Origin of the sequence: Candidatus Magnetaquiglobus chichijimensis, from assembly GCF_045865675.1 — a bacterium.
Classification (GTDB): domain Bacteria; phylum Pseudomonadota; class Magnetococcia; order Magnetococcales; family Magnetaquicoccaceae; genus Magnetaquiglobus; species Magnetaquiglobus chichijimensis.
Genome location: NZ_BAAFGK010000004.1, coordinates 1,639,102 through 1,658,130, shown reverse-complemented (window position 1 = coordinate 1,658,130; position 19,029 = coordinate 1,639,102). Strand labels below are relative to the sequence as shown.

General features: G+C 56.7%; 18 protein-coding genes. 1 reads left to right on the top strand and 17 read right to left on the bottom strand.

Annotated elements, in window-relative coordinates; all coding sequences use genetic code 11:
* Nucleotides 1-481: 481 nt before the first annotated feature.
* The 5 genes from mamZ to ACOY6C_RS11260 form a co-directional block, all read right to left on the bottom strand.
* Entirely contained in the window at nt 482-2,407 is a 1,926-nt protein-coding gene (gene mamZ / locus ACOY6C_RS11280) for a magnetosome biogenesis transporter MamZ (protein WP_420905579.1), read from the bottom strand.
* Nucleotides 2,404-3,297, bottom strand: coding sequence for a magnetochrome domain-containing protein (locus tag ACOY6C_RS11275; RefSeq protein ID WP_420905578.1), 894 nt, complete (start codon nt 3,295-3,297; stop codon nt 2,404-2,406). Before ACOY6C_RS11275 ends, mamZ begins: the two co-directional genes overlap by 4 nt.
* Nucleotides 3,284-4,111: a DUF2202 domain-containing protein gene (locus ACOY6C_RS11270; protein ID WP_420905577.1), complete on the bottom strand. Its 828-nt coding sequence runs from the start codon at nt 4,109-4,111 to the stop codon at nt 3,284-3,286. The genes ACOY6C_RS11275 and ACOY6C_RS11270 overlap by 14 nt, the downstream gene beginning before the upstream one ends.
* Before the next feature lie 248 nt (nt 4,112-4,359).
* A complete protein-coding gene (locus ACOY6C_RS11265) occupies nt 4,360-4,836 on the bottom strand; it encodes a chemotaxis protein CheX (RefSeq protein WP_420905576.1) in 477 nt (158 codons plus the stop codon).
* 78 nt (nt 4,837-4,914) lie between these two features.
* A complete protein-coding gene (locus ACOY6C_RS11260) occupies nt 4,915-5,652 on the bottom strand; it encodes a hemerythrin domain-containing protein (RefSeq protein ID WP_420905575.1) in 738 nt (245 codons plus the stop codon).
* A 102-nt stretch (nt 5,653-5,754) separates the two neighbouring features.
* Between ACOY6C_RS11260 and ACOY6C_RS11255 the strand changes: the two genes are divergently transcribed.
* The gene (locus tag ACOY6C_RS11255) at nt 5,755-6,024 is read left to right on the top strand and encodes a FeoA family protein (protein ID WP_420905574.1); all 270 of its coding nucleotides are present in this window, start codon (nt 5,755-5,757) and stop codon (nt 6,022-6,024) included.
* 157 nt (nt 6,025-6,181) lie between these two features.
* Here the strand turns inward: ACOY6C_RS11255 and ACOY6C_RS11250 are convergent, their stop codons facing one another.
* Genes ACOY6C_RS11250 through mamA form a run of 12 tightly spaced genes read right to left on the bottom strand, consistent with a single transcriptional unit; the run spans nt 6,182 to nt 19,013 of the window.
* Complete coding sequence (locus tag ACOY6C_RS11250) at nt 6,182-7,009, bottom strand: CZB domain-containing protein (RefSeq protein ID WP_420905573.1); 828 nt, start codon at nt 7,007-7,009, stop codon at nt 6,182-6,184.
* Nucleotides 7,010-7,015: 6 nt separating this feature from the next.
* On the bottom strand, nt 7,016-9,220 hold the full coding sequence (locus ACOY6C_RS11245) for a hypothetical protein (protein ID WP_420905572.1): 2,205 nt from the start codon (nt 9,218-9,220) through the stop codon (nt 7,016-7,018).
* 44 nt (nt 9,221-9,264) lie between these two features.
* Nucleotides 9,265-10,197, bottom strand: a complete 933-nt coding sequence (locus ACOY6C_RS11240) for an STAS domain-containing protein (RefSeq protein ID WP_420905571.1) — start codon at nt 10,195-10,197, stop codon at nt 9,265-9,267.
* A gap of 2 nt (nt 10,198-10,199) precedes the next feature.
* Nucleotides 10,200-10,628, bottom strand: coding sequence for a response regulator (locus tag ACOY6C_RS11235; protein ID WP_420905570.1), 429 nt, complete (start codon nt 10,626-10,628; stop codon nt 10,200-10,202).
* Nucleotides 10,625-13,642: a response regulator gene (locus ACOY6C_RS11230; RefSeq protein ID WP_420905569.1), complete on the bottom strand. Its 3,018-nt coding sequence runs from the start codon at nt 13,640-13,642 to the stop codon at nt 10,625-10,627. Before ACOY6C_RS11230 ends, ACOY6C_RS11235 begins: the two co-directional genes overlap by 4 nt.
* The gene (locus tag ACOY6C_RS11225; protein ID WP_420905568.1) at nt 13,629-14,222 is read right to left on the bottom strand and encodes a hypothetical protein; all 594 of its coding nucleotides are present in this window, start codon (nt 14,220-14,222) and stop codon (nt 13,629-13,631) included. The genes ACOY6C_RS11230 and ACOY6C_RS11225 overlap by 14 nt, the downstream gene beginning before the upstream one ends.
* 56 nt (nt 14,223-14,278) lie before the next feature.
* The gene (locus ACOY6C_RS11220) at nt 14,279-15,187 is read right to left on the bottom strand and encodes a hypothetical protein (RefSeq protein ID WP_420905567.1); all 909 of its coding nucleotides are present in this window, start codon (nt 15,185-15,187) and stop codon (nt 14,279-14,281) included.
* Nucleotides 15,188-15,208: 21 nt separating this feature from the next.
* Nucleotides 15,209-15,724 carry a magnetosome protein MamT gene (mamT, locus tag ACOY6C_RS11215; RefSeq protein WP_420905566.1) on the bottom strand — a complete coding sequence of 172 codons (516 nt, stop codon included), beginning with the start codon at nt 15,722-15,724 and terminating at the stop codon, nt 15,209-15,211.
* 8 nt (nt 15,725-15,732) lie between these two features.
* Nucleotides 15,733-16,302, bottom strand: coding sequence for a MamS/MamX family magnetosome protein (locus ACOY6C_RS11210; protein WP_420905565.1), 570 nt, complete (start codon nt 16,300-16,302; stop codon nt 15,733-15,735).
* A gap of 13 nt (nt 16,303-16,315) precedes the next feature.
* The gene (mamB, locus tag ACOY6C_RS11205; RefSeq protein WP_420905564.1) at nt 16,316-17,203 is read right to left on the bottom strand and encodes a magnetosome biogenesis CDF transporter MamB; all 888 of its coding nucleotides are present in this window, start codon (nt 17,201-17,203) and stop codon (nt 16,316-16,318) included.
* Nucleotides 17,204-17,256: 53 nt separating this feature from the next.
* Entirely contained in the window at nt 17,257-18,330 is a 1,074-nt protein-coding gene (locus ACOY6C_RS11200) for a LemA family protein (protein WP_420905563.1), read from the bottom strand.
* A 23-nt stretch (nt 18,331-18,353) separates the two neighbouring features.
* Nucleotides 18,354-19,013: a magnetosome protein MamA gene (gene mamA / locus ACOY6C_RS11195; RefSeq protein WP_420905562.1), complete on the bottom strand. Its 660-nt coding sequence runs from the start codon at nt 19,011-19,013 to the stop codon at nt 18,354-18,356.
* Between the last annotated feature and the right edge of the window lie 16 nt (nt 19,014-19,029).

The following is a 19,029-nucleotide window of genomic DNA, read 5'->3' as shown; positions in this document are numbered from 1 at the left end:
TTCGTGACGTTTGGACGCCTGCCCGTACCTGGGCTGCACGGTCCGTACGGCCAGGTTGACGACACGCTGCAATGGGCGCTCTGACGATTCGGTCCGCAGGGCCGTGGCAGACGAACGAAGAGACCGGCTCTCTCATTCTGGAGTCGGCACAACGATCCTTGACAACGATTCATGATGCCATGCACTGTTTTACCGGGAAAACTTTCTTTTCGTGCGTGCCATGGTTAGGGGGCAAAGTGTTCTCTCCCCCGGCACGCACGTTCATCTCCTGTGCGCTGCCACAGCTTCATCCTGTCTGAACGAAAACGAGCATCGCGTCTGATGGCTGTCATGCGACAAGACAACGCTGTGTGGAACAGACACCGGCAAGCCTCCAACCGGAATCGGTTGGGTAACCCCGCATACCGTCCGGCCTTCTTCGTTGAGAAGGGATATCCTCATGGATGCCCTCGTCTGCCCACGGAAAGGTGGCCGGTAGGCACTACGACCCATAGGAGCGTTGCGGCAGCGGTTTTTTTGAGGGGCTGATGGATTGTTGGTAGCGGTACCACAGCAGCAAGGCGACCAGAATCAGATACACGTAGGGCTCGCCATTGTCGTGCGTGGACGCGAAGATGAAATGAAAGGCTACCAGGACGTTAATCGCATAGGTAATTTTATGGATCTGCTTCCACCGTTTGCCTCCCAGTTTGCGGATGGCGTCGTTGGTGGAGGTCAACGACAGAACGATCAACATGGAAAAGGCAGCCACGCCCAGCAGGATGAACTCTCTTTTATAAAAGTCTGCCAGGATGTCTCCCCATTTCAGGTTCCATTCCAGCCAGACGAAGGTCACAACATGCAGGCTTGCGTAAAAGAATGCATACAACCCGATCATCCGGCGGTACTGTCCCAGTTGTTTGATGCCGGTCAGTTCGCTGATGGGGCGCAAGGAAAGTGAGATCAACAAGAAATTGAACGCCCAATCCCCCAGATAACGGTTGATGAAGCCCACCGGCATCTGACCAACCGAACTTCCCGGAACATAACCACTGAGCAAGACCCGACCAAGCAGCCACAGAAACGGCAACAGGGAGATCATCCAGATCAACGGTTTGAGATCCAGGCGGTTGCTTCCGTGCTTGAGCAGAACATGCTGGGCATTTTCGTTCATCCTGCCGTGAATCAGCCAAACAGCGTACAGCATCAGCAAGAGATTGCCGGTTCCAATCAAAACAAAGGGAGAGCGCGGGCCCACGGCATCAAAAAAGTAGCCGCCGCTTTGCACCAACACAATCACCCCCAGACTGCCTGAAAGCGCAAAGATGCCCTGAACGGCGCTCAACAGATGCGCGGGAAACAGTTCGAGGGTCAAGACCTTGGGTGCCGTCAGACTCCCCGCCGAGCCAAACCCGATGATCATCAACGGCACGGAAAGCGCCCAACCAAATGGATTGACCACCAGACTCATCAGCAGGAATCCAAGGCCGGTGATGCAAAGACTGATGCCAATGGCCGTGACCCGACTGTGGGACGCCATGAACTGCTTCCAGAACGGAATGGCGATCAGGATTACCAACCCCACCAGACCGATCCATAAGGCCGCATGGGCAGTGGCATAGACGCGACTCACCCCGACCAGATCGGCAATCGAGATGTGCCACATGGAGAGAAACAGACTGAGAACAATCAGGTCTGCCCGGACAAAAAAGGCTGCAGCCAGGGTCAACTGCATGCGCGGATCACGGGCAATGAATTTCAGGGCATCGTCACCACGCGAGGGTTCGATGGCCAGATCCTGCTGATGGGGCAGCAGTTTCCGTTTGATCATCCATGTTCCTGCAATTCCCATCAACGCCATCATCATCATGACCGAATACACGGTGCCCGCGTCATGCGGAATCTGCATAAGGATGGCGAAAATCAGCGTACTGCCCAGCACCAGCATGATGATCTTGTTGATCATCACCTGCGGCGCTTGATGGAGAATGGAAAATCGTCCAATGATGGTGGAGATTTCCAATTGCGCCGTATTGGTGCCCAGCGAGATCAGAATGCGCATCAGATAATAAAAAGCCAAGCCACTCAAACCCAGTGCGCGATGGGTTTCATGGCTCAACGGGGCCAAGGTGGCACCAATGCCAGCCAGCAGAAATCCAAGAAACAGCAGAACACCATTGCTGACACGTTTTTGAATAAATTCGATATACCCAATCAAAACCAGACTGATCAGTTCGGTGACCACCACCAGATGCGCATTGATCACGCCACTCTCTTCGTAGGGAATGCGCAGGGCATCATCCAGATAGAGGGGTTGCAGACCCACCGCCAATGCAATAATCAGTGTGCTCAGACTGGATAACAGATAGAGGGTGTTGTTTCGCTCCGTCGGATTTTGTGGAACTGTCGAATCATCGAGAGTGGTCATTCTTCGTCCTTACTCTTCAAATCAGTCCGGGTCCAGGCGCCACGCAAATGCTTGTCGCGCAACATGCAAAACTGCCCATTGACGGAAAAACTGCGCGCGTAGCGCAAGGCATCTTGTTTGGATCCCGTCTCCTTGAAGGCCGTACCTTTGACAAACAGCCCCACGCCTATATGGCATCCTTGCTGGTTGAGATACCAATCCGGGGCAAGGTTGATCCAGGCGGCCTGATTGATGCCGTCATAGACCAGGATATGGGTGTTGATGCGACCGGATTGCACCGAATTCTCCACAATCCGCACGATTTTTCCCTGAAAACGGGTGGGGATGAACCGTTCATGCCATTCCGGGTCCAGGGCTGCCGCAGCCGGTGTCCTGGGTGGCTGCGACGTTTGCGGCAGGGCCACATGTTGCGGGACGGGAATCCGGTTGGTATCCGGTTGCACGATTTCAATCGGGGCGCTCATCACCGCGGCGGGTTTGGCGGGAGCAGGGGCGGCAGGCATGGTCGCAGGTGGTTGGTCGGGATGCAGAATGCGATGGCAATTGGCGCACGGCATCTGGTCGCGTCCATCCGCATGCGATGGAACCGGGGGTGTGCCAGCCACCAGAGGAGGGGTGGAGGCGATACCACTGTTTGGATTGTTGGCGATGATTTCATGGCAACTGGAACAGGTCATGCGCTCCCGACCATCCAGATGCGGTGCCAACATGCCAGCGGCGATGGGAGGCGCTTTATTGTAAACATGATCCTCCCACGGGTCTTCGGCAAAAACCGACAGAAAGAACAGTACCAGACTGAAGGCGATACTGACCGCCATAAGCCACTGAAGCTGCTTCATTATAAAAAAACCGAACCTTTCTAACGGTTTCCCTGTGTTACGGATTTCCAAACAAACCCGTGTTCATGGGACTGTGCAGAATCGTATCAAACGATTGTGCGGACAATTTGACCGGAGCATAGGCTATGCCCTGCAATTCCAGGCCGTGGGCAAACGCACGCAGATGATTGAATGATCCGCGCTGAATCAGGGAGTAGACCTGAATGATATCCTGTTTGCTGGTCTCCTTGATGGCATTTTCCAGGTCAAGAATATCCACCTCCTCAATCAAGGCGCCTACGCGCAAGGCATCGATCACCGATCGTTGTCCTTGTTGCATCAATTGCTGATACAACTGAGACAGATGTGGATCGACAAAGAAGCCATGACGATTTTGTTCTGCCGGATCCGCGAGTCCATAGCGCTGAATGAGTTGTCCCACGGCATCCATGTGTCGCTGTTCGGCACGCGAGATGCTCACAAACATCGACAGACCCCACAGGCGATGCATCTCCTGATAGACATCCCGCGCCAGTTTTTCCTCTTCACGCATGAACAATATGGAACGCGCCTCTTGCGGCGTGAGGGGTCCGATTGCAATTTGCTTTGCTACAGGGGTGGCATAGGCGGCGGGAAAAGCCTGGTTTGCGTTGTTTTGGCTTGGAGAGTTGGGAGGCGAGACGCTGCTTGATTGATAAATTGCCAGCACAATCAGGACAATGGCCAATCCAGCCGTGCCGAGTAACCAGAACAACAGATTTTTCTGCAGGGGCGTTTTGTCGTCGGGCGTGGTGCAGGCTTCGATACACTCCTCGTCAGGATTTTTGGGTTTTCTATGACAGCGCGTACAGGATGTCGCAGAAAACGATGCGTGATTTTGAGCCATGGCACCACTCCAGCAGGGTTGCTCTTCAAAAGAATACGAAAAAAGATTGTGCAATACAGGATCGCGATAAACAATAGACGGGAAGCGTAACGCACAAAGCGGACGTTGCGCGTCCCGGCTGCTCTGTGCGGGTTTTAGAAGGAGATGAGAAAAACATGGAATGCATCTCCATCCAGCCCAGCAGCAGACGACCTGTCGGGTTGGCCATGCCGGTCGCAGAAGCAAATCCGCGCATGCTGCTCAAACAATCAGTGTGAAAAGAACACCTCAACAAGAAATGGCCCTTCGTTGGTTCGGAAATAGCACCGTGTGGCCGATTGCGGTTTGCTGTGTCCGATCTGATGATCCCGCCCCACGACGATGCGCGGTGGGGTCAGTTGGATGCGATCTTCGCAGAGGCGGATCCGCACCGCTCCGGCAATGATGTTGGCCAACTCGCCGATGGCATCCTTGGCGGTGTCGTTGAAGAAAGGAATCTCCTCGCCAGAGAAGGCCGAAGCCAGGGCCACGGCACAGTGGAACGGGGCGGATAAATGGACTCCACCCTCAATCGTGCCGTTGAAGGCGATGATGGCGGTCACATCCGCTTGCGGCGGAAGGTAGTTCTCGCCCGGATTGGTGGTCACCGATGGGCCAGCCTGGATGCCGATATCCTTGTTGAAAAACGCGACCTCGGTCTCCTTGATCGCTTCATGGATGACATCTCCCAAATTGGCGAATTGCATGGGAATCCCTTCCTTGTTGGCTGTGGATTGCAGGGTGGTTTCGTTAAAAAAATCAATAAAAAATAGATATTTGTCGCATCAGGTCTTGCATTGGACCATCGCGGTGTAAAGATTGCACGAATGTTTTTCCAAGAATTCGACACGAATATCATCCACAGCGACATGCACGATGCGGCAGGGTGTGGCATTGCACTGGACCAGTGGGATGATATGCAATAAGGCGGTTTCGTCTGCCTTGATCCAGTTTGGAACCGCCTGAAAATGGAGCAGTGCGCCGGAATCACTCACATCGATCACCAGACAGGTCAGTCCACGACCACGGGACATCTCCAGCAACGCCCGCACATTCACCTTGATGCGCGGGGAACGGGGTGTGACCAGGTGCTTCCTGCCCTGGAAATGGCTGCGATGCTGACGATCCACCTTCAAAATATGCTGACATAGCCACTCTTTCAGAAGTGTTGCCAGTTCAACCGAAACCTGACGCGCTTGTGTTGGATCCTCTTTCAGAAATTGATGTTTCTTGTTGATTTGAAAGTATTTTTCACGAAACTGGTCGTGTAATTGTTTGTGATGGGTATAAATTTCCAGATCTGTTTTTTTTAATATTTGTTCTTCAAAAGAAAGATGTTCTGAAATATAAGATTCAATTTCAAGTAATAATGCTTCAATCTGTAACGTTCCGGAATATTTCAGGTCTGTCGCTGTTTGACATAAAATAAACAATCGCTCATGCTGTACGTCAATTTCAGCAATGTTTAACGTAAGATCTTGCTGGAAAGAAATTTCTTTTTGTGAACATAGAATTTTCAACATGACTGACTCATCCAGGTTTTACTTAAAATTTCTTGACCATTCTTGGGTTACGGTGTAAATTCTTGCTGTTAATGATCTCGCCCCCAATTGAAGGATACACTGATGAGCACGTTGCACGACAAATCCACCGCTTCCCACAGCCCTTCCATGACACTCGATCAATTGCCCGTTGGTCAAAAGGGCCGCATCGAAGGTCTCAAGGGGGATAACCTGAGCAAAAAGCGACTCATGGCCATGGGGCTGGTCCGTGGCAAGGAGATTGCGCTGGAGATTAAAGCACCACTTGGAGACCCGCGCATCTACACCTTGCTTGGTTACCGTCTTTCCATCCGCAACGATGACGCCAGGAATGTTCTGATTTCATCGATTTGAATGGCTTGGCAGGGGAGGGGCACCCTTTCAGAGGTCAGGGTGCCCCCTTCTTGAATCTGCCGACTGACCCTGCCTGCCGATTCAATGGATCGCTCTGTTCAATTGGAAAAAAGCGATCAATGCCATGCTGAATATGCCAGAGCATGTTTTCCTGGCATCAATGCCCGAGAAAATTGACCGGTTTGGCGACCTCGCCGGATTGCAGCAAGGCCATTTCGATGCGGGTCAGCAGGTAGAGAACCTCGCGACCAAGTTGCACCACGGCCTGATAGGCCTCTTCCGACTTGCGGAAATTTTTGCGTCGCAGCAAACGGATCGTCTCTTCGGCGCGCTGGTGGAACAGTTGATGCTGCTCCTCCAGTTCGCGGATCAGGGATTCGTGCTGGCGGTTCCGGCTGCCAACCTCGCGGATCCAGATGCCGAGAAAACAGGACTCAGCCGACTGCAAAGCCGCATCTTTCCCCCAATGTTGGAACGCCTTCAACAGTTGCCGCGACCAACGCAGATGCATCAGGCGCGCTTGACTCACCTCCAGCACCCTCCGGTTGATGGCATCTCCTGAATCGTGCAGGTGAATGTTGAACAGGCGATGGATCAACGTTTTGAAGGGGTGCGTTGAAAAATCTTCCAGGGGTTTGTGTTCCAGATAATCGAGTTCCGCCTCGGTGATGATGTAGACGATATCCCGGCTCAGGGTGCGGACCTGGCGCATCCCCTGATCCAACTGCTCTGGCGTGGCGGAAGCGGCGATGGACAACAGGTGCAGGGCGGAACGATGGAAGCGTTCATGCACCTCCACCAACTGCCGCAACGGGGAGAGATGATACAGTTCGCGCAACCCCTCGCCATGAAGCCATTGCCCGAGTTCACAATCCATGTGACTGGTCAGGTGGACCGTTTTGCGCTGTTGTCCGGCCAACTCTTCCAATTCAGCCTCCCACATGACGTGGGCTATGCGGGCAATTCCGAAATCGACTTGTCTCATGGATCCTCAAGGTGCGGTAGTGCGGAGAATGTAGGAGATGGTCAAGGCCGTCAGATCCTTCAGATGCAGGCCATCCGGCCTTTCCTTGACCACACGGCTGATGCTGACCGCCTTTTTGCTGTTTTGCGAGAAGGGGGTCCAGAATGCTTGCGGAATCACCACCTCCCCGTTGCGATCCACTTTGAACATGTAGGCGCGTCCGTGCTCTACCTGTAACACCAAGCGCAACTCGGCCATGGAGTCTGGCGTCAAGGTGAAGGTATCCTGGCCACGGATGGCGGTATGCCCCATCATCTCGTTGATGGAGAAGAGCATGTCCCCATCCGCATTACGTTTGACGCGCATGCTGCCATGTCGGGTGTTTTTGGCTGGTTTGAATCTTTCATAAGGCTCTTTGGTCAGGCGCACCATTTGGGTATCGTAACGGGCGAATTGTTCTTTCCAGGACAGTGCATCGGAAGATGGCTCCTCCTGGAGCGGTACCGCCGGCTTGTCAGAAGATTTGGCCGTTCCCGTTGCTTGGACATCCCGACCCGGCAATTGGTTCTGCTCTTTGATCATGAGTGAGAAACGGCTTGGCTTTCCTTTGCCTTTTTCCCCACCCGATGAACCTGGGGCGGTGATCGATTCTGGAGCGGTCGCTGTCATGCTGCCAGACTGGGTTGACGCTGGGGTGGCTGCCGTGGGCGCGGACGGTGCGGCCACGGGCGCGGGCGGCGTGACTGCGGATGCTGGCGGTGCGGGTGGCGCGGTCACGGGGGCGGGTGGTGAGGCAGGCGGTGCCGGCGCGGGTTGAGGCGGCATGGCCACGGCGGCCAACGTCGTCGAACTGCTTTCAGGCGTGGGCGCGGTCGCTGGTTTGGCGGGCGCGGGGGCTGGTGTCGTGGCTGCCGGTTTGGCGGTTGGCGACTCTTTGACCGTTTGGGGTGTTTTGTTGCTGCTGATCTCTTTGGCGGTTGGCGCGGGCGTGATCCATTGGGTCACGGATGCCGGAAGGATTGAGAGAAGATTCGCCTGCTGAGTCGCCAGCACCAGCAGACCAGCCGCCGCCACGCCGCCAAACATCCAGCGTCGCCGTCCTCTTTGGCGTCGTTCTGCCGCAAGCCGGTTTTCCGCCTCCTGGCGTTGCTGCTCTTCCACCAGACGCAGTTCGCGCTCCTGACGGCGGGCTTGCTCTTGCAGGGCATTGCTCCGTTGTCGCTGGGCGGCAGCCTCGTTGGCCGCCTGTTGTTGCTGCGCCTCTTCTCTGGCCTGCTGTTGCAGCGCTTGCAGATGGGCCTGGCGTGCCTGAAGTTCGGTCTCACCCAGCATCATCTCATCCAGGGCGTCGGCGTGGGCCGACTCTGCGTGCTCTTGCGCAGTGTTGATCTCGTCCGGGTCTGCCGATGACTGGTCGTCGTGAAGATCCTGGGCCTGTGCTTCTGCCAATGCGCGGGCTTGGAGTTCGGACTCGTGGTTCAGACGCGCCACTTCGTCGGCCACGGCGCTGCGCAAGCTCTCTGGAATCTCCAGGCGGACGATCCGTTCTTGTGGCAACTGGATTAAACCATGCAGGATCTCGCCAGGAAGAACCGTGCTCAACAGCAGGCGGATCATGCCGCCGGGGATATTCTCGCGCCAGACAAAGCGTGCGCCCAGATCCGGCTTGGCGGCGATGACGCTGGCCACCACGTCGATGGCGACCTTGATCTGTTCGAATTGATGGCGATTGGCCTCCGGGTCGCCGCCCTGGGGGATGTGCAGCGAATAGAAATCAAGCCCCTGGGTCACGGCCTGAGCCACGGCCTGTGGGTAATCCTTGAGATCGAACTCCGGCGGATCGGCGTGGTGCGTCAGCAGTGCCTGGATGGCGAGAATCTCTCGCTCGATGGACAGTGCCGGGGTACGGGTCGGATCTTCCAGCAGTTGCGAGAGTTTTTGCAGGGTCTGCATCACCACCTCGATGAATCCGGGTCGTGCATGCAGCAGATGGTCGCGGAAGCGGCCCAGGAAGGATTCCAGTGCCTGACACAAGCGCACCAGTTGGGTCAGCCCCTGAAAACGGGCCGAGCCTCCGATGCCGCGGGTGGTGCGCAGCAACCGTTCAAACGCCGCCGAACGCTTGGATAAATCCTCCTGCTCCAGGGTGGCGAGGTCTTCTTGACAGATCTTGACCCGGTTCTGGGACTCCTGAACAAACAGTCTCAACTGGGAACTGGTTTCTTCGAGCATGGCGGCACCCGGCAAAAGCGAACGGTATGAACGAGTCGAGCGGACTATTCGATTGTGAAAAAGTTTTCAAATTTCATCTGATGCAGCAGATTCCGGATGTGTGTACTGCAGTTGATCATGCGGATCGGGTCGCCGTTTTTCTCGCGGTTATGCTGGTTCAACATCAGCATGGTGCCGAAGGCGGCCTTGCCGATGTGGATCGTCTCCTGGAAATCCAGGATGTACTGGGTGTTGCGCCCGCGATAGCGGTAGATCTTGGAAAAATCGTTGCGGCAGTTGTAATCGAACATCCGCGCCACGCGGATTTTGATGAGTGTCGGCTTGCCCATCTCGCGGATCGTCTCCACATGAAACCGATGGGCATCATCGTTCTGCTCCTCATCGCCGACCAGGGTGATGCCGATGCCTGGGACGTTGAGCAGCGCGAGGGCATCCAGCATCTCTTTGCGGCAATTGAAAATGACGATGTCATCCGCTTCGCCCTGATTGTGGGCTTCGAGATCGAGCAGCATGGCCAGTCCGGAAGGGGTGACTCCGGTGACATTCTGAAAATCGAGCCGGTAACGCCAGCGTGGCGGACGTTCCCGATAGAGCTGGTTGAAGGCATCCCAGAAGTCGGCCGACAACTCGCCGCGCAACCAGATGGTGCTCTCTTCCTCGGTGTGCTGCACATATTTGACGCCGCTGCGCGAGGAGGCGCACAGTTTGCTCAAGTTGCTTGGCGTCTCCAGGGAGACCAGGGAGACCCCCGAAGGGGTGACGCGCGCCACCGACACCCGCTCTTCGATGTTTTGCTGCTCAAAGGTGAATCGCAACACCCCCTTGTGACCCACCTCGAACGACTGCCGGGTGGGAAAGACCAGAAACACCGCGATCTCGTTGATATCCAGGGCGTTTCCCGGCACGCCATCCAGTTCCATGGGTTGCCCACTGAAGACCCGGTTCAGTTTTCTTCTGGCGTGCATCGAGGCGGACATGGTCAATCCTCCCCTTCGTCTTCGTCTTCGGGAATCAGATTGAACTTGCGGAGTTTTTCCAGCAGTGCCTGACGGGTGACCGGTTTGGTGAGATAGTCGGAACAGCCACCCTTGAAATAGGCCTGCATCGCCTGCAACGAGGAGTCCATGCCGGTCACCATGATGATCGGGATCTCCTTGTACCCCTGCTTGCCTTCGGAGAAGCGTTTTTCCGTGGCGCGAATGCGTGCCAGGGCCTTTTGGCCATCCATCACCGGCATCATGATATCCAGCAACACCAGGTCATACGGTTCGCCATCTTCCATGTCGGCGGTGAACAGTTCCAGGGCCGCCTTGCCGTCGCTCACCATGTCGCAATGGGCGAGACTCTTCAGATAGTCGCGCAGCAGTTTGCGGTTGTTCAACTCGTCATCGGCAATCAGGATTTTCATGCGACTCCCTCTTGGGTTAGGCGTTGAACCAGGGCTTCCACATACTGTTCCAGGTTCGGAATCATGGTCAGGGCATCTTCCCATGCCTCCATTTCCGCCTGGCCGGTCAAGCGGATCGCGTGCGAGGCCAGGCGGTTGGCACCGATATGACCAGCCATGGTGCGCAACCAGTTGCCCTCCCGGACCACGCTGCCCAGATCACTGCGCAGCAGCGATTGATTCAACTGGCGCAGATGATCGGCAACCTCGACGACGAAGTTCTGTTTGAAGCGCCGCAGCGTCTCCTCGTCGGTCTCTACGGTACTCAGGACGATCTCACCGGTCGCGGGCTTGCGTGTGGCCTGTTTGCGGATTTTGGCATATCCGGAAACCGCTTCCACCAGTTCGTGCGTCTGATAGGGTTTGAGCAGAAAGCCGTTCATGCCGATCTCATAGCACTTGAGCTTTTCGTTCATCATCACCATGGCGGAAACCGCGACGATCGGCACCTGGGGGTTGCCGACTTCGGACGGATCGCCCTGGCGGATGCGGCGCGTGGTCTCGAAGCCATCCATGATCGGCATTTGCAGATCCATGAGGATCAGGTCCACATGCGCGCCCTGTTTGAGGATCTCCAGAGCTTCGACACCGTTGTTGGCGAGCGTCACCCGGTGTCCCTGAATGGTGAGAATATCCTGGGCGAGTTTCTGGTTGGCGGGCAGATCCTCGACCAGGAGAATCTCCAGAGGTTGGCTGGCCTTGGGCAGCATGGCCGTGCTGGCATAGGACTCTTCTTCCGGGTTGGCGTCCGTGGCGGGGTTGAGAAGCCGTTGAATTTTTTTGAGCAGAAAGAACTGGCGGATCGGTTTCTTGAGGATCATCACCTTCTGCGACACCCCGTCCAGCGTAAAATTTTTGGAGGTCAGGTGCGCGGAAATCATCACGATGATGCGGGCCTGGTAGTACTCATAAGGGGGGCGTGCCAGACAGTCGCATCCCGGCACGATTGTCTCATCGACTAGCAGCAGATCGAAGGGCGTGGGGCGCGGTTGCTCCAGAGCCGCCTCGAAGGCTTCACGACTCTCGACGGTGGTGACCTGAGCACCGTGGAAGCGTAGCAGTTGGCCGACGATCTCCGCGCCTGTCGGGTGGGTATCTGCCAGCAGAATAGCTTTTCCGGCAAGCGGGTGAGGAGGGGTGTCTCCTGGCGTGTCACGCCGCTGCTTCATCCAGGATTCAAGCGGAGCGGTGTTCTGGACCGAGCCAAATGGAATGGTGAAATGAAAACGACTGCCATGACCCTCCTGGCTTTCTACCAGCAGGTCGCCGCCCATCATTTCCACCAGATGGCGCGAGATGGTCAATCCCAGTCCGGTTCCGCCGAATTTACGGGCAATCGAACCATCGGCCTGGACAAAACTCTGAAAGATCTTCCGTTGCATCTTTTCGGGGATGCCGATCCCGGTATCGCTGACGGAAAAATGCAGTTGCCGTTGCTGCTCGTCGGTTGAATCGTGCCCCGGGACCGGTTCGACCGTCAGCACGATCTCCCCGGCACTGGTGAACTTGATGGCGTTGTTGATCAGGTTGATGATGATCTGTTTCAAACGCAGGGGATCGCCGGTCAGGGAGCGCGGCAGATCCGGGGGAATGCGGGTGTAAAGGCTCAACCCCTTTTGATGCGCCTTGATCGCCAGCATCTCGCACGTTTTTTCCAGTTGACCCAGCAGGTCGAAGGGGACCGACTCCAACTGGAAATGTCCAGCCTCGATCTTGGAGAGATCGAGAATGCCGTTGATCAGATCCAGCAGGGCGTGCGACGAGGAGCGCACGATCTCCAGGTTGCCGAGCATCTCCTCGCGCGAGAGTGGGGTGCTCAACACCAGATCGGTCATGCCGATGATCGCGTTGAGGGGACTGCGGATTTCGTGGCTCATGTTGGCCAGGAATTCACTTTTCGCCCGACTGGCCGCCTCGGCCCGCTCCTGCGACTCCTGCAACGCCTGATCGATGCGGGCGCGGATGATGATGTAGGACAACACCTGGCCGATGGGGGCAAAAATCGAATGTTCAAACACAGAGAACATGTCGTTTTCCGAGACGATCAGCCGCATCGCCCCGAGCAGTTGGGTGTCCGAGTGGAGGGGTTGGCAAAAGTCGATCTTGCCTTGCAGATCCCCGCCGCACACACTCAACTCCATATTGAATCCCTGCGGCGAGATCAGGCAGGTGGTGCAATCTACCGAGGCGTTGGGACAGGACCACACCTCAAGCAGGTGTTTTTTTTGAGGGAGCGTGGCCACCAGGTTGAAACGGGATGTGGGCTCATCGAACAGATAGAGCGCCATATTGTTTTCCAGGGAGGTGATCAGCGACAAGCGGCTGATCACATCGAGTGCCCGCTGCAGCTTTTCGTGCAACTGACCCGACTCCAGCGAGATGTGCAGCAACTTGTTGATGGTCTGCTGGGTGTGCAGGGAGATGATGGCATTGCTCGCGGTCCGCTTGACCAGTTCCAACTCCTGTTGTTCCCAGGTGAGCCGCTCTTCCGCCAGGGAGAGGCTGTCTGACAGGACTTTGTAGAAGTCTTTCAGATCAGAAAGATTGGTCAGCGAGGCGGCCAGGAATCCTTGCGAACCCATGACAAGGCTCATCAGACTCACTTCCAGGTCCAGGGCGTTCTCCTGTGAGTCCTGCCCGGTGGTGCGGATCTTTTTGACACTCTTGTGCGTCGGGATAACGCTGGCCTGATGGTAAACACTCCGCATCGCCTCCTGAAAGGCCGGACGATCCTTCTCGGCGATCAGATGGACGATGTTGTGACCGATCTGGTTGCGGGCCGTGGTGACGAACAGCAACTCCGCCTCATGGTTGAAATGGATGATTGAACCATCGCAGGCGAAAATGATCAGCGGATGCATCCCGATTTCGAACAGAAATTCGGAAAATCGGGCGCATACCTCGTGGTTGAGCGAATCCGGCTCATCCGGACGCGATTCTGTCAGGATGAGGGTGCTGGATTCAGGCCGGCGCATGGTCGCCTTCCCCGAGACTCTCGACCGAGTGGAACAGGCCAAAGGTCACGACATAAGGGATGACATGCCGGTCGGTGCCGACGTTGACATAGTAGATCCCGCGCCGTGAGGTCTGCTTCCACACCAGACGATAGCGCACCATCTGGCCTGGTTCGGTGGAAAAGTGGATCTTGACCCGGCGGGTCACCTGGGTGCCGAATTCGATGTGCAGAGCCTTTTTCAGCTCCTTTTCCACCAGACCATCCACCAGGCGCAGCACGGAGGAGCGCACCTGATTGCCCCGCTCCAGGCTGCGCTCGACGGCAAAGCTGATCTCTGCGGTGCGCACGAACTCGTGCTCGCTGGTCAGCGCCTTGTTGCCGTGGCGGTTGTCCAGCGGCACATCCTCGGTGGCCAGAATGATCGACTCTTCCTGAATCAGCCGCTCACCGACAATCTCGATCAGGGAGGTCGGGGTCCGTTCGACCAACGCGTCTTTGGGACGGTCGCCCATCTGCTCGCTCAAGATGGCCGGGCCCAACTTCTTGCCGAGCATGCCACCTAACAGTGCGGCCACGCCATAAGGAATCAATTGCAACATATCCGCCTCCCTCGCTTGATCTCATGACGCCTTCGAGTCGCCTGTGCAACCAAACTTCATCCTTGCGATGCGTCAACCCCCAACATTTTGAGCTGTTCCTGATAGGCCATATGCTTCATCAACTCCTCCTGACGCAGACGCTCCATCTTCTGGGCATGCGACAGCTGCATGCGGCGCATCTCTTCTAAGAAGTTGGGGAAGTCTTCATGCAGTTGCGCCATCATGTCATGCGCCTGCACGATGATCTCCAGATTGTTGCGGAACAGACGCCCGACGTTCTGGAACGGCGTCACCACGATCTGCAACGCCTGCTGGGTGCGCTCGAAGGCCGCTTGACACTTCTCCATCTCGCCGCTGACATTCTCCAGCATGCCGGCGATCTCCCGGTCGGTGCCGGTACGCTGGCCGGTCAGAAGTTCGTTCAGCTCTTTCAAGGCGTTGTTCTTCATCTCTTCGGCCTGACGACCCTCCTCTTCGAGCATCTCGATCAGAGGTTTCAAATAGATCATCAAACGCGGGTCAATGCGTTTTTCCAGGGTCTGGAGAATGGTGCTCTGCTGACTCTGCACCTTGTCGAACAGATCCGGCACCTGGGACAACAGATCGAGCTGCTCGGCGACCGGCGAGGTGGCGGTCAGATGCAGGCTGTCCGGACGCTCGGCAATCTGTTGCAGGGTGGCTTTCAATTCGGCCACCTCCTTGCGCATCTCGACCAACTCCTGGGCAAGTTCGGGGCTGACCCGCCCCTCTCCCGGGGTGAATCCCTCGGCGGATTCAGCATCCATGCGGCGCAGAAAGTTGGTGATCGTGTCGGAAGTGATCTCGATGCGACCGAGTTTCTCGTCCAGACTTTTGACATGGACCGCCGTGGAGAGATGTACCTCTACCACCTTCTTCAACAGATCTTCCAGAAGGGTGATGCGATTTAGCAGACCGGCATCGTCGGAAACATCGCTGTGAGCCATAACGATCGCTCCTTAAAGGCATTATTTGGTTTGTACGTAGACCAAAATGTCATGACACTTGATGCATCGCCCCGAAGGAGGATGCGGTCGGGTCGAGTTCGGCATAATCGGTGGCCCAACCTTGTAGTAGGCCGAAACCTGCTCCCACACCTTGGCAACCGGGGTGGCCGGCTGACTGCCGGCCGGGGCTCCGCCACGGATCAGATGGCAGTTGGTGCAGGGGCCCCAGGTCGGATGCGGCATGCTCGCACCCGGATTGATGGTTGGGATGCGTTTGACCAGCATGCGTTTCAAGGAGTTGGAGGGCGGGTTCACCAGTTGCAGCACCGGTTCCTTCAACGAGGGTTGTGTCGGCTTGGGAATGGAGCCGAACACCTCTCCCTGCACCTGACCGGTCGCCTCTTCGGCAAACATCGCGGCAGGAGCTTGCTTGTCCTTGCCCCAGAACGCCCAGACGCTCAATCCTGCCACGATGATCAGCACGATCACCGCTGCAAGCGTTTTGGACATCGCAGAGTCGATGGAGAGACCGCTCATGGCACCCGTCAACGCAGCTTGTTGGACCAGAGGGCAAAACCCTCGTCGTTGCGCAACTGACAGACCTTGCCATTGATGCGGATGCGTTTGGCGTAGATCAACGGACGCGCGCCACCCTTTTCGTAAGAGAAGCCCGAGCCATCCACCGCGACATCATGCGCCAGCGGACAGCCCAGATATTTCAAGAACCAGCCCGGTCCCACCGAGATGCGCGACTCCGTGCCATTGGCCGCGGTGATCCACAGATGCAACTGGCCATCGCTTTGCGGTTGCTCGGAGACCTGTTGCACCGTGCCGCTGAAGGTCACCGTGGGCGCCTGTTGCAGTTGGGTCAGTCCGGCGGCCCCGGTCCCCCCATCCGGCGGATTGCGCGGTGCGGCCACGGGAATCATCCTAAGCCCCAGCTGATCCTCTGGACGGAGCAGGGCATTGGTGCCAACCTGACCGTTCGCCAGGTTCGTTTGCGGCGGCTTGCGCTCCCACAAGCGCTCCGGCAGCAAGGCGATCACCACGATCAGCAGCATCAGGAACGCCCCTGCCACCAGAATCCATTCCGCCAAACCCATGCCTCGTTTCATCGGGTCACTCCCCTCAATCCGCCTCCCGGATATCCGGGGTCAGATAGAACTGCATGCTGCCGACGTTTTCCACGTTGTGACTCAACTTTTCCGTCAAAGCGGCCAGGATCATGTCGCCCTCGAACACCTTCAACGTCTTGTCCACCCGCAGATCGGCCTCGATGTACAGGGACTCTCCCAGGCTGCGCGCCCGCAGATAGTTGATCCCTTCGATGCGCGGAAAAGAGCGGATGATCTTGTAGATTCCTTCCAGCTCTTCCACATCCGGCGAGGCGTCCATCAGGTTGTCCACGGCTTCGATGATCAATTCGATGCCGATCTTGATCACCAGAATCGACAGGATGATGGCTGCCAGGGGGTCGGCCACCGGAAAATCCAGCACCGTGGCAAAAAAGAGACCCACCACCATGCCCACGGAAGAGAAGGCATCGGAACGGTTGTCCCAGGCATTGGCCATGATCGCCGGACTGTTGTTCTCCACAGCCACGCAGCGTTGATATTGATACATCAACTCGTTGCCGATGGTGGAGACCACTGCCGCCACCAGCGACATCCGATCCGGGGTGGCGAAGGTGTTGTTGATGATGCTCAGCAACGCATCCACCAGGATGAAAATGGAGCCGACCACCAGAATCAAGCCGACGATTCCAGAGGAGATGTGCTGAATCTTGCCATAGCCGTAGGCAAACTTTTCATCCGCCGGACGGTCCGAGAGTCTCAGGCTGAACAGCGTGAAGACGCTGGCCAACAGATCGGCCATGGAGTGGAAGGCGTCCGCCATCAACGCCGCGCAGTTGGTCACCAGCGACATGATGATCTTGTAGGTGACCATGAAGACGTTGAACCAGATCGAATACCAGGTCACGTAGTCACGGCATTGAGTGCAATGTGGATACTTCATCGGCGCTTGAGCCTCAAATTGCAGTTGTGGGCTGACCCATCCTGGTCATCAATCTACCTGTTTCCTTCCGCACCGGGTGAAGTCGGCGGCGGAGGGGGGTGTTTGCCTTCCGCACCGGATGAAACCGGTGGCGGAGGGGGTTGTTTGCCTTCCGCACCGGATGCATCCGGTGGCGGAGGGGGTTGTTTGCCTTCCGTACCCGGTGAAGCCGGTGGCGCAGGGGGGGGCACGCCGATGGCGACCGCGTTGAGATCGGGTGCGCCAGTCAGCGCAGCACCGCCCGGCCCATGCTCCGGTTTCAAGGTGTCCTTGTGATGCGAATTGCTGATCTCTCCCTCGGGAATCAGACGCATGAACTTTCTGGAATCCAGATCCATGTTCTTGTTGTCCGGACCGGGTGAGGCATTGAAGTAGGGATATCTCTGGAACCCGAGAATCCGCGCCATGATCGCCCACGGAAAGGTGGTGATCAGCGTGTTGTAGGCTTTGACATCGGTGTTGTATTCGTCGCGCCGCTGGCTGATGAGATTTTCGATATCCACCAGCTTGTCCATCAACTGCTGATAGGTGGTCGAGGTCTTGATGTCCGGATACTGTTCCACCAGCCCAAAGAGACGGGCAATCGCCTCGGCCGCCGTGGAACTGGACGGCAGTGGGGCATCCGGTGCGGGGATGGGGGCGCCCTCGCCCTCGCCGTTGCTTTTGCCGGCAGGCGGGGAACCTTTTCCCATCATCCCTATACGCCCATCCGAGACATAACGGAACACCTCCTGTTCCAGCATGGCATGGTTCAAGGTCAGATTGACCAGGTTGCCGAACAGGTTGGATCGACGCTGCAAGGCGTCATGGATGTGTCCGCGGGCGGACAACACCTGCTCTTCGGCGGCAATGAACCGATTGAAGTTGTAGAAGGTCGTTACCACCAGAAACAGGATCGACGCGATGCTGAATCCCAAAATCAGGGTTTTGGAGCGAATCGGCGGCAGTTCGACCACCGGGGTGCTCTCCACCACCTCCTCCTGGTACAACTGACGCATCAGCTTGCGCATGCGCTGCATGCGTTCGCTGCTGGTCATTTCTAGCCCGAGGTCATCCATCTCGTCCATTGGGTTGTGTTTGTCCGCCATGAAGAGTTACATCCAACCGTGGTTCAAGCGTCCTGAATGCCTTCCTTGATCTCGGAGGTCTTCTTGAAGAAGGCCACAGCCTCGTCATGCTTGCCCTGCTGATCCAGCACGAAGCCGATCGATTGATACACCTTCATCTCGTTGGGGCGAATCGACAGGGCATTCTGGAACGCCTCGACGGCGGCATCGTACTCCCCGAGATGATCCAGAGCCAAACCGAGACGGTAGTGCATGTTGAAGTTGTGCGGGGTCTTGGAGAGTCCGGCCTGCAACACTTCGACCGCCTTTTTGTACTCTTTGGCCTGAATGTAGGCCATGCCGAGGATCGAGTTCACCCGCGAACTGGAGGGATCGATCTCCCGTGCCTTTTCCAGGACCAGAATGCCTTCGCGCGTCTGGTCGGTCTTGAGATAACAGTAGCCCAGGTGAAACAGCGCCTCCTGATCCTTGGGGATCTGGCGGATCACCTGTTCGAGCAGGGGCAGAGCCTGCCAGAAGCGTCCATGCTTGGTATGATCGACGCCGCGTTCGCGATAAAAGCGGGCGCGCATCTCCTCGTCCACCGAAAAGACGCGATTGAAGGCATCGATGGCGTTGACAGCCAGTCTTTGCAGAACCCCCAAAGAGGCATACGAAACCAGTTTGATCTCATCCAGCATATTGACAGGGGTACGGGTGCTCATGGAGGTCGAATCCTTC